16 protein-coding genes are annotated in these 15146 nt (G+C 62.0%); 6 read left to right on the top strand and 10 right to left on the bottom strand.

Annotation, left to right across the window (positions count from 1 at the left end):
* Positions 1-27: 27 nt before the first annotated feature.
* Positions 28-570 (bottom strand): outer membrane protein assembly factor BamE, encoded by a 543-nt coding sequence (locus tag HY836_RS10505; protein WP_290676101.1) that lies wholly within the window; start codon positions 568-570, stop codon positions 28-30.
* Between the two features lie 189 nt (positions 571-759).
* On the opposite strand from HY836_RS10505, the gene fur reads away from it, so the two are divergent.
* Complete coding sequence (gene fur, locus HY836_RS10500; protein ID WP_290676100.1) at positions 760-1212, top strand: ferric iron uptake transcriptional regulator; 453 nt, start codon at positions 760-762, stop codon at positions 1210-1212.
* A gap of 3 nt (positions 1213-1215) precedes the next feature.
* Here fur and hprK read toward each other — a convergent pair whose 3' ends face one another.
* The 4 genes from hprK to HY836_RS10480 all read right to left on the bottom strand — a co-directional run bounded on the left by hprK (position 1216) and on the right by HY836_RS10480 (position 4863).
* Positions 1216-2178: an HPr(Ser) kinase/phosphatase gene (hprK, locus tag HY836_RS10495; RefSeq protein ID WP_290676099.1), complete on the bottom strand. Its 963-nt coding sequence runs from the start codon at positions 2176-2178 to the stop codon at positions 1216-1218.
* Between the two features lie 59 nt (positions 2179-2237).
* A complete protein-coding gene (locus HY836_RS10490; protein ID WP_290676098.1) occupies positions 2238-2708 on the bottom strand; it encodes a PTS sugar transporter subunit IIA in 471 nt (156 codons plus the stop codon).
* Between the two features lie 339 nt (positions 2709-3047).
* Positions 3048-3398 (bottom strand): ribosome-associated translation inhibitor RaiA, encoded by a 351-nt coding sequence (raiA, locus tag HY836_RS10485; protein WP_290676097.1) that lies wholly within the window; start codon positions 3396-3398, stop codon positions 3048-3050.
* A gap of 223 nt (positions 3399-3621) precedes the next feature.
* A complete protein-coding gene (locus tag HY836_RS10480; protein ID WP_290676096.1) occupies positions 3622-4863 on the bottom strand; it encodes an MFS transporter in 1242 nt (413 codons plus the stop codon).
* Between the two features lie 198 nt (positions 4864-5061).
* Between HY836_RS10480 and HY836_RS10475 the strand changes: the two genes are divergently transcribed.
* Positions 5062-6846, top strand: coding sequence for an O-antigen ligase family protein (locus tag HY836_RS10475; protein WP_290676095.1), 1785 nt, complete (start codon positions 5062-5064; stop codon positions 6844-6846).
* On the opposite strand, the gene moaC is transcribed toward HY836_RS10475, so the two are convergent.
* Complete coding sequence (gene moaC / locus HY836_RS10470) at positions 6819-7316, bottom strand: cyclic pyranopterin monophosphate synthase MoaC (protein ID WP_290676094.1); 498 nt, start codon at positions 7314-7316, stop codon at positions 6819-6821. The genes HY836_RS10475 and moaC overlap by 28 nt on opposite strands.
* Before the next feature lie 132 nt (positions 7317-7448).
* On the opposite strand from moaC, the gene HY836_RS10465 reads away from it, so the two are divergent.
* On the top strand, positions 7449-9134 hold the full coding sequence (locus tag HY836_RS10465) for a M48 family metalloprotease (RefSeq protein ID WP_290676093.1): 1686 nt from the start codon (positions 7449-7451) through the stop codon (positions 9132-9134).
* A 241-nt stretch (positions 9135-9375) separates the two neighbouring features.
* On the top strand, positions 9376-10344 hold the full coding sequence (locus HY836_RS10460; RefSeq protein ID WP_290676092.1) for a TerC family protein: 969 nt from the start codon (positions 9376-9378) through the stop codon (positions 10342-10344).
* A gap of 18 nt (positions 10345-10362) precedes the next feature.
* On the opposite strand, the gene HY836_RS10455 is transcribed toward HY836_RS10460, so the two are convergent.
* The gene (locus HY836_RS10455) at positions 10363-11625 is read right to left on the bottom strand and encodes an NADH:flavin oxidoreductase/NADH oxidase family protein (RefSeq protein ID WP_290676091.1); all 1263 of its coding nucleotides are present in this window, start codon (positions 11623-11625) and stop codon (positions 10363-10365) included.
* A gap of 342 nt (positions 11626-11967) precedes the next feature.
* On the opposite strand from HY836_RS10455, the gene HY836_RS10450 reads away from it, so the two are divergent.
* Positions 11968-12303 carry an SWIB/MDM2 domain-containing protein gene (locus HY836_RS10450; protein WP_035038343.1) on the top strand — a complete coding sequence of 112 codons (336 nt, stop codon included), beginning with the start codon at positions 11968-11970 and terminating at the stop codon, positions 12301-12303.
* A gap of 127 nt (positions 12304-12430) precedes the next feature.
* Here HY836_RS10450 and HY836_RS10445 read toward each other — a convergent pair whose 3' ends face one another.
* Positions 12431-13309 carry a crotonase/enoyl-CoA hydratase family protein gene (locus HY836_RS10445; RefSeq protein ID WP_290676090.1) on the bottom strand — a complete coding sequence of 293 codons (879 nt, stop codon included), beginning with the start codon at positions 13307-13309 and terminating at the stop codon, positions 12431-12433.
* Positions 13310-13486: 177 nt separating this feature from the next.
* On the opposite strand from HY836_RS10445, the gene HY836_RS10440 reads away from it, so the two are divergent.
* Positions 13487-13699: a hypothetical protein gene (locus HY836_RS10440; RefSeq protein WP_290676089.1), complete on the top strand. Its 213-nt coding sequence runs from the start codon at positions 13487-13489 to the stop codon at positions 13697-13699.
* A 19-nt stretch (positions 13700-13718) separates the two neighbouring features.
* On the opposite strand, the gene HY836_RS10435 is transcribed toward HY836_RS10440, so the two are convergent.
* Together HY836_RS10435 and HY836_RS10430 are read right to left on the bottom strand one after the other, a co-directional pair.
* Complete coding sequence (locus HY836_RS10435) at positions 13719-14216, bottom strand: NUDIX domain-containing protein (RefSeq protein WP_290676088.1); 498 nt, start codon at positions 14214-14216, stop codon at positions 13719-13721.
* 6 nt (positions 14217-14222) lie between these two features.
* Positions 14223-15125 carry an ATP-binding protein gene (locus HY836_RS10430; protein ID WP_290676087.1) on the bottom strand — a complete coding sequence of 301 codons (903 nt, stop codon included), beginning with the start codon at positions 15123-15125 and terminating at the stop codon, positions 14223-14225.
* Positions 15126-15146 lie beyond the last annotated feature (21 nt).

Below are 15146 nucleotides of genomic sequence, written 5' to 3'. Positions count from 1 at the left end.
TCAGATAAGGGCAGGCAAAGCGGGAGCTCAGCGGCGACCGGCCTCCAGCGGGGGGTAGTCGCGTACGGCACCTTGCGGCACGGTTTTCACCACCTCGACCTTGGGGGGTACGGGCAGCGCGGCAATCTGCTCAGGCGTCAGGTTGGCCACATCCTTGCCTTTGACCGGCTTGTCGATGGAGGCGACGAATTCGCGTTCGCTGGGCAGCGGCTGGGTATCAAAGCGGTCCACCATGTCACGCTTGAAAAAGATGCTGACACGGCGCTGCTGATCGGCCACACCTTGACGACGAATCGTGAACACATAGTCCCAACGATCGGCATGAAAAGGATCCTCCAGCAAGGGCGTGCCCAGAATCTCCCGCACCTGCATGCGACCCAGGCCAGGCTGAATCTGCGCCATGATTTCCTGCGTCACCACATTGCCCTGAACCACATCGACCTTGTAGGGCTCCAGCAGGCCAAACAAGGTTTCGGGCTTGCTCAACGAGAAGTTGCTGGTGCTGCAGGCCGACAGCAAGAGCGCAGGGGCCAGACACATCAGGGTGCGACGGAAGGATTTCAGCGTCATGAATGTAGAACTCGGTTGGTGTCCGGTAAGACCAGGAAAGAGCCCGATCAGGCTGAATCAAACCTGTTCAGGCACAAAGGCCACGCCACGACAAGCCCCGACCATTTCACAGGTCAGGCGCATGTCGATATCATTGGGCATTCTAGCGGGGGCCGGTCACGGTTGCCCGCACCCTGGAGCCCCCACCCCATGACCAACGCAGAAGAACTCAAGAGCAGCGGGCTCAAAGCCACCTTGCCGCGCATCAAGATCCTGGAAGTCTTCCAGCAGGCGGTGCAGCGCCACATGACGGCGGAAGACGTCTACAAGGTCCTTCTCACCGAAGGCTCCGACATCGGCCTGGCCACGGTTTACCGCGTGCTGATGCAGTTCGAGCAGGCCGGCATCCTGTCCCGCAATCATTTTGAAGCAGGCAGTGAGGCCGGCAAAGCCGTGTTCGAGTTGAACGAAGGCAAGCACCACGATCACCTGGTGTGCGTGAACTGCGGCCGCGTTGAAGAGTTCTACGATGCGGAAATCGAGCGTCGTCAGCAGGAAATCGCCAGAGAACGCGGCTACAAGCTGCAGGACCATGCCCTGGCCCTGTACGTGATCTGCGAACGCGAAGGCTGTAGCGGCAAGGCCAGCGTGAACGGCCGCTGAAGGTCAGTTGCCGCCGCGCTCCATCGCGCGCTGGTGGCGCTCGATGAATTCCTTGTAGGTATCGATACCGCGCAGTTGCAGCACGGTATTGCGCACAGCGGCTTCAACCAGCACGGCCAGGTTTCGGCCGGCATCCACCGCGATCACCGCCTTGCGGATGGGCACACCCATCACTTCTTCGAACAGCGGCTCGTAAGGCAGGCGCTCGAACTCGCGCTCCATGGTTTCCTTGCGGACCAGGTGCACGATCAGCTTCAGGCGCATCTTGCGGCGCACGGCCGTTTCACCAAAGATGGCCTTGATGTCCAGCAGGCCGATGCCGCGCACTTCCAGCAAGTTGAGCAGCAGCTCAGGGCAGCGCCCTTCAATGGCGGTACGCGACACGCGGAACAGGTCCACCGCATCATCGGCCACCAGGCCATGGCCACGAGAAATCAATTCCAGGCCCAGTTCGCTCTTGCCCAGGCCGGACTCGCCGGTGAGCAGCACGCCCAGCCCCAGGATGTCCATGAACACACCGTGGCGCGTGATGCGCTCGGCAAAATGCTGGGTCAAGTAGCTGCGCAGCACGTCGATGACGTGGCCAGCGGGCTCCTGCGTCACAAACAGGGGAATGCCAGCGCGCCCGCACATGGCCACAAGCTTGTCGGACGGGCTTTGGGCATCTGCCACCACCACCACGGGCGGCTCCAACGTCACGATGCGCTGGATGCGGCGCTCCTGATCCTCGTTGGTCGAGCCCGCGAAATACGCAGCCTCTCGACGCCCGACGATCTGGACACGGTAAGGATGGATGTAATTGAGGTAGCCAACCAGATCGGCGGCAGATTGCGCTGTCTGGACCGCCTCTTCGTCAAAACGACGCTCAGGGTGAGCGTGACCGGCGATCCACTCCCAGCGCAAAGCCCCCCGATTGGCTTCGAAAAGCGCTTCTGCGCTGATGATGGCGAGATCTTTGACGCTCACGAGTGCTCTGGTTTGGTCAACAACAGGATCTCATGATGCCGCAGTCTTGGCCGGAAAGACTAGGCAACAGACTTGAGTGGCTGCCAACGCTCGATCAAATCGTGCACCTGAGCCGCATCACCCTCTGATTTGAGGCGTTCACGCAACTCCCGATCAGACAGCAGCTCGGCAATTTCGGACAGAATTTCGAGGTGACGCTGCGTGGCCGCTTCCGGCACCAGCAGGAAGATGAGCAGGTTGACGGGCTCGTCATCCGGCGCATCGAAGGGGATGGACTGGCTCAGACGGATCACAGCGGCCAGCGGATTTTTCAATCCCTTGATGCGACCATGCGGAATGGCCACGCCGTGGCCCAGCCCTGTAGAGCCCAGGCGCTCACGCGCAAACAGGTTGTCCGTCACGGTGGCGCGTGCAATGGCGTGCTGATTCTCGAACAGCAGCCCAGCGTGCTCGAAGACGCGCTTCTTGCTGCTGGCGTCCACGTCCACCAGCACCTGACTGGCGGGAAGGATGGCTGATAGTCGATTCATCTTGTTTCAAGCAGGGGTGACGGCAAGCACCTTGACCCCGGCTGCCGGGACGGATGAGGGGCGGATTATAGATACAGCATGACAGGAAACACTTGCCACACTGCCCATCGATTTAAGGGATTCTGCACCCATTGCTGCACCGCAGCAAGAGGCAAATTCCCAAAAATGCCCTGGAACGCCACCATGACCAGGTGATGAAATGACTCTAGCCCGATGTGAAACGCTCAGCCCATGAAAAACGGCCCCGAAGGGCCGTTAACTTGGTGCCTACCTGCGCTGGCGACCCGCAATCAGGTCACACCAAGCACGCTGTTTGAGGCTTGCGGCGGCAGCGCGTGCTTATTGAATAGCGTCCCAGGGTGTGGCCTGGCGCTTGTGGGATGCGTGATGATGATCCTGCACGCGGTCCTTGTGGCGGCAGACTTGACGATCCAACTTGTCCATCAACTGGTCAATGGCAGCGTAAAGGTCTTCATGAGAGGTTTCAACAAAGATGTCCTTTCCCTTCACATGCAAAGTCACTTCAGCCTTTTGTCGGCGATCCTTTTCCTTTTGCTTTTCAACGGTTAGCAGGACGTTGACGTCCACGACTTGATCGAAATGACGGGTCACTCGATCCAACTTGGTGAGTACGTACTCACGTAGCGAAGGGGTAACTTCCAGGTGGTGGCCACTGATCGTCAAATTCATACTGCCTCCTTTCGAGAGCAGGAACGTTGAAGACACCCGGGTGGCGACTCAGCGGCAAGGCCGCGTTGAGTTGTTGCGGCTTACTGCTGAAAACCGTCAACCGGAAGGCCAGTGTGCGCCTGTCGGGCTTTCATGACAAGTACAAGAACTCAGTATTTGTATGGAGACCGGCCGTGCCGTGAAGAAAACCCGTAAAAAGTTGCGACAGCTCAAAAGGTCCTGTTCATGGGGCCTTGGCCTGTGTATGCAGGCGCAGACGCCCCACCCACCAGACCATGATCAGCGTGCTCACCAGGGCCAGCCAGCCTGTACGGCCATAGCCCTCCACCAGCCCGTCCGGGGTGCGTGAAATCAGCAGGCCGCCCACCCAGGCCGAGACCCCCATGGCGGCCGACTGCAGGGCGCCATTGACACTCATGAACGAGCCACGCAGAGCCGGCTCCGGCGCCGCCGTCAACAAGGCCATGCCAGGCACCATGCGACCGGACACGAACACGAAGAAAGCCGTCGTGACCACCAGCAGAACCGGCACAGGCACCACGGGCAAATGGGTCAAGGCCAGCATGGGCAACACAGCTGCCAGGCTGATCAGCCGGAACATCGCCACCTTGCCCCAGCGATCGGTCAGGCGCCCCCACATACGCGCCGTGAACAGCGTGGCCACGCCCCCCGCCAAGTACACATAAGGCACCTCCTCAGCAGTCAGGCCCACGTTGGTCGTGGTGTAGATCGTGATGTACGGAATGATGCTGAAACTGCCCGACAACATCAGCATGGACAACGCAAAGGCACGCCAGTGATTGGGCTCGGCCAGCACGCGCCGCAACTGCTCGAAGGGCGGCTGGGCCGATACACCCGCCATGTGACCACGCAAGAGTGGCACCGACCGCGATGCACCCAGCAAGACGAGCACGGACACGGCGGCAATGGCAAAAAACGGCATGTGCCAGCCCCAGACGCTGGCCATCCACAAAGACAGCGGTACACCGGCCACGGTGGACAGGGAGAAGGCTGACATCACCATCCCCATCGCTTGGCCCCGGCGCTCGAAAGGCACGGCATCACCCACGATGGTCTGCACCAAGGCACCCAACACACCACCGAAAACACCAGCCGCCACCCGGGCTGCCATCAGCGCCCCATAACTTGGCGCCAGGCCGCAGGCCAGCGTGGCCAGGGCGAAACCGGCGTAGACCCACAACAAGGCACGCTTGCGCTCGAAACGGTCGATCACCATCGACACCAGCAGACCAGACAAACCAGCAGCCAGCGAATATGCAGACACCAACAGACCAAACTGCGCATCGGTGAGGTGGAACAGCTTCGTCAACTGCGGCCCCAGAGGCATCATCACCATGAAGTCGACGATGTGGGTGAAGTTGATGGCCGCGAGGCTCCACAGCAGCAGGCGCTCCTTGACCAGCAAGTGAGTGGGCGCGATGGCGCGCTGCGCGTCTTTATTCATGTTGGTATTGACTGGTTGCAGAAAGGGGCCGGGGTTCGAGAGTGTCAACGCTTTTGGACAGCCTTGCAGCCCTGGGGCCCATTGAAAACCGTCCATCCACCAGCGATACCCTGATGCGCCGTTCAACGACATTGCCGCTGGTGCGCTTTGACGGTGCAAGTGCGCAAGCCGTGCCCAACTGCCGCGACAATAGCGGCCATGATCACGTCTGCCCCTGAAGATTCCGTCGTCCGGCAACGGCCCACATGGTGGGCCATGAGCCTACTGGCCGTTCTCGTGCCCACCCTGTTGGCGCACCACGAGCCCCCCTCTGTGACGTTTTTCAACCAGGCACTGGCCGTTCTGGGCTGGGGGCTGTTTGTGGCGGCCTTGGGCGGACTGCCGCGCGCATCGGTCCACGGCCCCAAAGGGCTGGCTCAGTCAGGCCTGAGCGCCGTGCTGCTGATTTGTGCCGGAGAAGCGTTTGGCTCGGCCTTCGTCTGGGGCGCACTGCCTGCCGGGCTGGGTTTGATGGGTGGCGGGATGGCTTTGGGCGCGCTGTTGACACTGCGGGCAGGATGGCGCGCGGGCCAGAGTGTGAGCCGGCACGCCATTGCGGAAGCCTTCTTTGGCGCCCTGACCGCTGCCGGCGTGGTGGGCATGGTGCTGGCGCTGATCCAGGTGTTCCATCCAGGCTGGGCAGACGGCATCTTTGTGGCTGAGCCCACGATGCCCGGCCGCGCCGTCGGCAACCTGCGTCAACCGAATCACTTCAGTACCTTGCTGGTGTTTTCATGTGCTGGTGCGGGCTGGCTGGGCGCACGTCGACGCCTCCCTGCTTGGCTGGCCTCGGCATTGGTCGCGTTTTTCATCTGGGGCATCGTGCTGACCGCCTCGCGCACCGGCATGGTCGGCATGGTCTTCCTGACGATCTGGGGCCTCGCAGACAAGCGGCTGCCCGGGCTGCTGCGCGCCACACTGATCGGCGCCCCTCTTGCCTACGGTTTGTGTTGGGGCGGCATGTGGCTGTGGGCCCACGCGGATCAGGGCGTGAAGTTCGCGGCCGAAGCCCGCCTGCATGACGGCAGCGACATCTCCAGCTCCCGCTTCAAGATCTGGGCCAACGTCTGGGATCTGATCAAGGCCAACCCGTGGTTGGGTGTGGGTTATGGCGAGTTCAACCTGGCATGGACCTTCTCGCCCTTCCCGACTCGCCCCATCGCCTTCTTTGATCACACGCACAGCCTGCCCTTGCAGTGGGCCGTGGAATTTGGATTGCCCGTGACGGCCGTGCTGCTGGCCTTGAGCGCGCTGGCAGCCTTGGCGCTGTTTGCCGGCCTGTTCAAACAAGACGACACCGACGACGACGGCATCCTGTCCACAGTGGGGGCCTGTAGCGTGATCGTGGCCATCGCGGCCCTGCACAGCCTGCTGGAGTACCCGCTCTGGTACAGCTACTTCCTGCTGCCCACCGCCTTTGCGTGGGGCCTGGGTCTGGCCATTCAGGCCCCACCCCGGCAACCGTCAACCAGGAAGCCCGGCCCCACCATGCTGGCTGCCGGCGTACTGATGGCCGTGCTGAGTGTCTGGTGCGCCACGGATTACTGGTCCGCCGTCAACATCTACGCGCCACGAAAAGGTGCCGGGCCACTGGACAAGCGCATTGAAGAGGGCATGAAACACGTGTGGTGGGGCTATCAGGCCGACTACGCTCACGTCACCAGCGTCGACGAAGAAGACCCCAGCCAGCCGCCGCAAGCGTTCAAACGCACGCTGCACAATCTGGTGGACGCCAGACTGATGGTGGCCTATGCCCGCTCACTGGCCGAGCATGGTCAGGAAGACAAGGGGCGATATGTGGTGCAGCGGCTCAAGGAATTCCGCAACCCCTTGGGCGACGAGTTCCTGTCCGTCTGCAAGACCCAACCGGAACCTGGCGAAGCCCTGCCCTTCCAGTGCGAGCCCCCCAAGCAGCATTACGGCTGGCGCGAACTGCTGCCTTGACGCAGCCAGTGGCCGGATTTGCCGCCCACCTTTTCCAGCAAGCCGACATCGGTCATGACCATGCCTTTGTCGGCTGCCTTGCACATGTCATAGATGGTCAACAACCCGACCTGCACGGCGGTCAGGGCCTCCATCTCGACGCCTGTGGGCCCCACGGTCTGCACGGTAGCCCGGCACACCACGGCCGCAGCCGCCTCGTCCAACTCGAACTCGATCGCCACCTTGGACAAGGCCAAGGGATGGCATAGCGGAATCAGGTCCGCCGTGCGCTTGGCACCCTGAATGGCCGCAATACGCGCCACCCCCAACACATCGCCCTTGCCTGCGCGCCCTTCAGCGATCAAGGCCAGCGTGGCGGGTTGCATGACGATGCGGCCCTGTGCCACAGCAATGCGAACCGTGTCGGCCTTGCCCGACACATCCACCATGTGGGCCTGCCCCTGTTGATCAAAATGTGTGAGTTCGCTCATGGACAATCGCCGTGTTGCCCCCATGTGGGGAGAGGTAAAGAAGTTCAAGTGCCTGAAGCGGTGGTCGTTTCCGCCGTCCAGGCACGCACGGTTCGCAGCATACTGCGCACTTGGATCACCCGCCTTGTGTTCATGCCCTTGACTGTTTCACAACCTGCACACAGCAAGCCACCCCTCGGGGCGCGCGCCCCCTCATCGCCAAGGCGGAAGCTGGCCCGCTGGGGGCTGGCCGCCGTGATCACGCTGGGATGGCCCCTGGCCTTGTCAGTGCAAGCGCAAAACCTGCCACCCTCTGGCAGTGCCTCATCCTCGCTGCCAGCGCTCGGTGACGCGGCCGCACAAGAGTTGTCGCCCATGGCGGAGCGCCGACTGGGCGACCGCATCATGCGCTCCATCTTGCGCGACCCTGACGTGCTGGATGACCCCATGGTGCTGGAATATGTCAGCCAGGTCTGGGGCCGGCTGCTGACTGGCGCCCGCCAGCGCGGCGAAATCAGCCCGGAACTGGAAGCCTCCCATGCCTGGGAACCCTTCCTCGTCAGGGACCGTACCGTCAACGCCTTTGCCTTGCCTGGCGGCTACATCGGGGTTCACCTGGGCCTGCTGGCCATGACGACCACCCCGGACGAACTGGCCTCGGTGCTGGCGCACGAACTCTCGCACGTCACACAACGCCACATCGCCCGCATGATCGGGCAGCAATCACGTCAGTCATGGGTGAGCCTGGCCTCGATGGTGCTGGGCATTCTGGCAGCAAGCCGCAACCCGCAGGCCGCCCAGGCCATGATCTACGGTGGGCAGGCAGTGGCCATTCAGGGACAACTGAACTTCTCGCGTGACATGGAGCGCGAGGCCGACCGCGTGGGTTATGGCGTGTTGGGCGAGTCAGGTTTCGACCAGGCCGGCATGGCCGAAATGTTCGAGCACCTGCAACAGGCATCCCGACTCAATGACGACGGCAGCTACCCCTACCTGCGCACCCACCCACTGACCACGGAACGGATCGGCGAGGCGCGCGCCAGACTGGGCCCGGGCGGCTGGCGCCTGGCCGCGCAAGCCAGCGGCAAGGACAGCGCCATCTGGGCTCAACATGCGCTGATGGCGGCGCGCGCCCGCGTGCTGATGGACACCCGCAGTGTGTCTTTGCAGAACCTGTCAAACCCGGACATCAAACGCAACGCCACCGCTTTGCAGGCCGTGACGGCGTACTACATGGCGGGCGTGGCACAGCAACGCGGCGGTGACGCAGCACACGGCCTGCAAACCCTGGCCCTGGCACGCCAGGCCGCCAGATCATTGCCTGGCAACCAGCAGGCCACCGTGCAACGCATCCTGACGCTGGCCGTGGTGGAGTGCCAACTCGCCGGCCATCTTCCTTTGGAAGCCGCCCTCACGCTCAACAAGGATCTGGCCGAGAACAAGGCAGCCAGCCACGAGGATGGCCGCCCGGAGGCCCTGTTGGCCGCACGCATTGCGCTGGCGCTGCCGCCAGGCAAGGCGCAGCCATCGACGGGGGCCGAGGCTGCCGCGCGATTGCAAACGCATGTCAGCGACCACCCGCATGATGCGGCCGCCTGGTCCAGCCTGGCCGAACTCTGGCAACGCCTGAAAGAACCCTTGCGCGCCGTACGGGCCGAAGCAGAAGCCGTGGCAGCCTTGGGCGATCTGCCTGGGGCCATTGACCGTATCCAGGGCGCGCAAAAACGCTTTCGCCAACCCAATGCGGCCGACGTGATCGAACTCAGCGTGATGGATGCCCGGCTGAAAGTCTGGCAACGTCAACAAAGGGAAGACCTGCGCGACGAAGCCGGCCGCTGACCCTGCCAAAATCCCCTCATCCGATGGGGATAACGACCTCCAAGGCTAGAATGGTTTGTCCGAAAGAGGAGTAGCCAGTCAACCGCAAGGTTGACCGTGTCGCCCGTCAACACGAAGGTCAGTGCAATGCTGGTCGTCCGGGTTTCACAGACAGACGCCCGTCTGTTCAGCAAGATTTTTCGGCGCTTGAGGCGCGAGGCCATGTCGGCTTCGCCATGTTTGTTCCTGTTGGAGAACCATCATGCAAACCCTGGCGCCATTGTGGCTCTGGATCGTTTTTATCTTGTTCGTACTGGCCGCCTTGTTCGTGGACTTCGTCGTCCTCAAAAAGCAAGGCTCACACGAAGTGTCCGTCCCTGAGGCCATGCGCTGGTCGGCCATCTGGGTGGCGCTCAGCATGGCGTTCAATGTCTTGCTCTGGTGGGCCTTCATGCAGGACCAAGGATCCGCCATCGCCAATGCGAAGGCACTGGAGTTCCTCACCGGCTACCTGATCGAAAAATCATTGGCGGTAGACAACATCTTTGTCTTCCTGATGATCTTCACCTACTTCGCGGTACCCCCTGCCTATCAGAAGCGCGTGCTCATGATCGGCATCATCGGTGCCATCGTGTTGCGCACCGTCATGATCCTCGTGGGCGGTTGGCTGATCAGTCAGTTCCACTGGGTGCTGTACGTGTTCGGCGCCTTCCTGCTGCTGACCGGCATCAAGATGTGGTGGGCCGCAGACAAGGAACCCAACCTCGAAGACAATCCCGCGCTCAAGGTGCTGCGCCGCCTGTTGCCCGTGAGCAAGCATTTCGACGGCGAGAACTTCTGGACGGTTCAGAGCGGCGTGCGCATCGCCACGCCTTTGCTGCTGGTGGTGGCCCTGGTGGGCTTCACGGACGTGATCTTCGCGGTGGACTCGATCCCTGCCATCTACGCCATCACGTCCGACCCCTTCATCGTGCTGACCTCGAACATCTTCGCCATCCTGGGGCTGCGCGCCATGTACTTCCTGCTGGCAGCGATGGCAGCCAAGTTCCACCTGCTGAGCTATGGCCTGGCCGTGATCCTGGTGTTCATCGGCACCAAGATGATGCTGATCGACATCGTGAAGATCCCCGTGCTGGCCTCACTGGGTGTGGTGATCGGCATCCTGGCCGTGACCATGATCTGGAGCGTGAAAACCGCGCCAGCCATTGGCCCCAGCAAAACGGCCGGTTAAGGCCGGGGCGCCGAGCGCTCAATTCGCTCGCAAACGGGTGGGGGCCTTCTTGCGCCCCAGCCCAGCTTGCTTGGCCATCAGTTTGATGAAGACCCACAGGGCGGACTCGCTCGGCTTGGGCGCCTCCCCCTTGCCAATGCGCTTGAGCTGCCCGGTGTACCAGGACACTTCCATCATCCCCGTCTTGTCGATGGCACCGATGCCCGTCTTGATCGGGCGCACTTGCTCGCGGGGCATCTGACCAGCCAGCAGGCGGTTGGCCACATCGGGCTCGATGGCCAGCGCGCGCGCCAGGCCCACGAAATCCACCGCCCCGGAGGTGATGGCCTCGGCCATGCCTTGTGCCGAGCGGAAACCACCCGTGACGACCAGAGGCGTCTTGACCGCCTGGCGGGCTTTTTCAGCGAACACCAGGAAGTAGGCTTCGCGTTGGCGGGTGCTGTCCTTGACCGGCTCCTTGCTGGCCTTGACGCCCGTCATGGCGGGGGCCTCATAGGTCCCACCGGAAATCTCGATCAGATCGATGCCGGCATCCGACAAGGCGCGAATGGTGTCGAGCGATTCTTCTTCCGTGAAGCCACCGCGCTGGAAGTCGGCCGAGTTGAGCTTGATGCCGATGGCAAAGTCATGCCCGACCTGATCACGCATGGCGCGGTACACCTCCAGCACAAAGCGGCGGCGCTTCTCGGGCGTGCCACCCCAGTCATCCGTGCGGCGGTTGTGATGCGGAGACAGGAACTGACTGACCAGATAGCCATGTGCGCCGTGGATCTGCACACCGGTGAAGCCCGCCTTCTTCACGATGGCGGCCGCATGGGCATAGCGTTGGATCAAGCCACGGATCTCGGCGTCGGTCAGTTCGCGCGGCGTGGCGAACAGCATCTTCATGTCCGCACGGAACGGCACCGCCGATGGCGACACCGTTTCCTTGTTCAGGCCTTTGGGTGCCTGTTTGCCCGGATGATTGAGCTGTACCCAGCACTGTGTGCCATTGCGCGTGGCCGCTTGGGCCCAGGCCTTCAGCGCAGGCAGTTGCGATTCATCTTCAATGATCACATTGCCAGGCTCACCCAATGCACGCTTGTCGATCATCACGTTGCCGGTGATGCACAACCCCATGCCACCATCAGCCCATGCGCCATACAACCGAGCCAGCTCGGCATTGGCATGACCAGAGCGATCACTCAAGGCTTCGCTCATCGCGGACTTGAACAAACGGTTCTTGATCACTTGCCCATTGGGCAAAGTGAAGGGTTGGGCCAGCACAGCCTGAGGCGTCATCGCGTACTCCATCGAATCGACGAAAAGCCTGCATTGAACACCAAATGCCGCAAGTCTGCAGGGGCAGCAGGCGATAGTTCGCGACACAAAGGCAGGAAGCGCGCCAGAGAAGGTCAAACAGCCTGTCGCGGCCCATCCCACGCCCCAAACCCGCGCCAAGGCGGTGCACGATCTGCGTCAGCGCAAAAAATCTTGATGTTCGAGGGCCACAAAGGGGGGTAGAGGCTATTTTTCCCTGGTAAAGCGCATTACCATCGCAACGCAAAGCCTGAGAGGAACGTCTGCGCATACAGCAAACGCCCAAGGCCGCATCAGATCTGACCTTTGATGGAGTGAATTCACATGGCAACTGCGAAGAAAGCCCCGGCCAAAAAGGCCGCTCCCGCCAAGAAAGCTGCAGCACCTGCTGCCAAGAAGGCCGCCGTCAAGCGCGCGCCTAACGCCGCTTTCCTGAAACCTCTGACCCCTAGCGCCGCATTGGCTGCCGTCATCGGCGCTGCACCACTGCCACGCACGGAAGTCACCAAGAAGGTGTGGGAGTACATCAAGAAGCACAATCTGCAAGATGCTGCCAACAAGCGCAACATCAATGCAGATGACAAGCTGAAGGTCATCTTCAAGAAGCCCCAGGTCACGATGTTCGAGTTGACCAAGCTGATCAGCGACCAACTGTCCTGATTCTTGCGGGGTTGCGGCTTCCACCTGACGAGGGCGAAGCCGCAGACCACACAGCACGCTCAATGCGCAAAGCCCGGCACCTGCCGGGCTTTTTTTTGTTCATGTCGCTGTGTGCATGCCCTTGTGTTCACTCCCACCAGGGATAAAACGGTGGCATCTCCGAGGTCTTGCTCTTGAAGTCAGCAGGACGCTTCTCCAGGAAGGCCGCCACGCCCTCCTTGCCATCGCCGATGCTCGTGTAGAACATGGCCAGCGAATCCACCTGGTGCGCGGCCAGCGGATGAGGCTGTGCCGAGTTGCGGTACATCATCTGACGCGTCAAAGCGATGCCCACAGCCGAGCGCTCGGTGGCAATGCGACGCGCGATCTTCATGGCTTCTTCCAGTAGCTGCTCCGGCGGCACCACGGCCTTGACCAGGCCGCCGCGTTGCGCTTCATGACCATCAAAGATGTCGGCCATGTAGGTCCACTCCAGCGCTTGCGAGATGCCCACGATGCGAGGCAAGAACCAGCTGGAGCAGGCCTCGGGCACGATGCCGATGCGCCCGAACACGAAACCGATGCGCGCCTTCTCGGACGCGATGCGGATGTCCATGGGCAGGGTCATGGTGGCGCCAATACCCACCGCAGCGCCGTTGATGGCACCGATCACAGGCTTCTTGCAATTGAAGATGGACAGCACCACGCGGCCGCCGGTGTCGCGCACACCATTGAAAATTGCAGGATCATCGAGGCGTTCGTGCATGTCCTGCACAGTGGGCTGCTGGGCCTCATCCAGGCCGAACACGTTGCCAGGCACGCTCAGGTCCATGCCGGCACAGAAGGCCTTGCCCGCACCGGTCACCACGATGGCGCGCACGGCGTCATCGTCACTGGCCGTGTCAAAGGCATGCACCAGTTCATTGGCCATCTCGACCGTGAACGAGTTGAGTTGCTCGGGGCGGTTGAGGGTCAGCAGCAGCACGCCGTCGTCACCAACGGCATAGCTCAGGGTGTTGTAGCTCATGCGTGAAGTCTCTCTCGGTCGGTTCATGTTGATCAGTTCACGCGGGGCAGGATACCGCATGCAGGCTTCGTCAAAGAAGCACGGAATCGGCAAGCGGGGGATTCCACCACCCGGATCTGCGACACTAAAGGCGCAGAATGCGTCGCGCTGAATTGGTCAGATCAAAGGAGATCAAGCATGTGGAAGTTGCTCGTGGGTTTTGCTATTTTTGCGGTGCTCGCCGTGTACCTCTTGATGAAGGGTGGCGCCGATGTCGACATGAGTGGCGAAAAGCATGGCATCGAGATCAGCGAGCCTGCTGCTGAAGTGGCACCGGCATCTTCGCCTGCCTCTGCGCCTGCATCGGCCGCACCTGCTGCCTCCGAGGCAGCCAGCGCGGCCTCGCAATAAGGTCAGGGCCTCAGTCGGCTCAATCGGCCAGCGCGTCCTGATGCGTCAGGCCTGCATGGCCGCGCTCTGAGGCCAGCCATTGCAGCACAGGGATGGTGCCCGGCAGCACAGGCACCACGTCAACCGGCAAGGTCTGCCAGGCCATGTGCTGGCCTTCGCGCATTTCGAACTCACCCGCCCACTGGTAGACCTTGCAAAAGTGCAGGCGCACGCGGGCGTGGGGGTAGTCCATGATCTCGACTTGCCAGGGGTGGGCCTCACCAATGGTGATGCCGATCTCTTCATGCAGCTCGCGGCGCAAGGCCTGCTCGACCGTTTCACCGGCCTCCAGCTTGCCCCCCGGGAACTCCCAGTAGCCCGCATACACCTTACCTTGCGGCCGTGAGGTCAGCAGGAAGCGCCCTTCCCGGCCCTGTGCATCACGCTCGATGAGCACGCCCACGGCGACTTCAACCGGCGTGCGGTCAGTAGCGTCCATCACGTGATAGGACTTGCGTTCGGTCTTGTGTTCAGCCATGTCGATTCAAGCACCCGTGTGATCGCGGCCGGCAAAGTCGCGTGCAAATTGATATGCCACGCGGCCGGAGCGGGAACCACGTTCGATGGCCCAGACCAGGGCTTCGGGCCGGGCGGCATCCAGCGATGAGGCGGGCACACCAAAGTGCGACAGCCACTGCGCGACGATGGCCAGGTATTCATCCTGCGTGAACGGGTAGAAGCTGATCCACAGCCCGAAGCGTTCGGACAACGAGATTTTCTCTTCCACCACCTCGCCCGGATGCAACTCGCCATCGGCCGCGTGCTTGTAGGTCTTGTTGTCCGACTGGTACTCGGGCAAGAGATGACGGCGGTTGGACGTGGCGATGATCATCACGTTGTCGCCGCTGGCCGAGACGGTGCCATCCAGAATCGACTTGAGGGCCTTGTAGCCTGGCTCGCCATCATCGAAGCTGAGGTCATCACAGAAGATGATGAAGCGCTCGGGCCGACCGCTGACCATCTCGATCAGATCAGGCAGGTCGATCATGTCGGCCTTGTCCACCTCGATCAGACGCAGACCATGCGCCGCATGCGCCTGCAAGCCCGCCTTCACCAATGATGACTTGCCTGTGCCACGCGCGCCGGAAAGCAGCACGTTGTTGGCAGGCTTGCCCGCCACGAACTGCGCCAGGTTGCGCGCAAAGCGCCCTTTTTGCGTATCGACCTCTTGGAGGTCTTCATAGCGGATGACCGCCACATGGCGCACCGGCTCCAGCCAGCCCGTGGCCCAGGCGGTCGAGCTGCGCTTGCGGTAGCGAAACGCGACCGACAGCGACCAGTCCGGTTCGGTGACCGGCGCATGGTGTGGCGAAGGCAGGAGGGCATCAAGACGCTTGACCAGCATCTCGGCGCGGGCGATCAGGTTGGTGACATCGGGCGTGCTCATGCCCGGAGTTTAGGGCCTGGC

The organism is Aquabacterium sp., assembly GCF_016234775.1.
Lineage (GTDB): Bacteria > Pseudomonadota > Gammaproteobacteria > Burkholderiales > Burkholderiaceae_C > Aquabacterium.
This window is presented reverse-complemented; position numbering and strand designations above follow the sequence as displayed.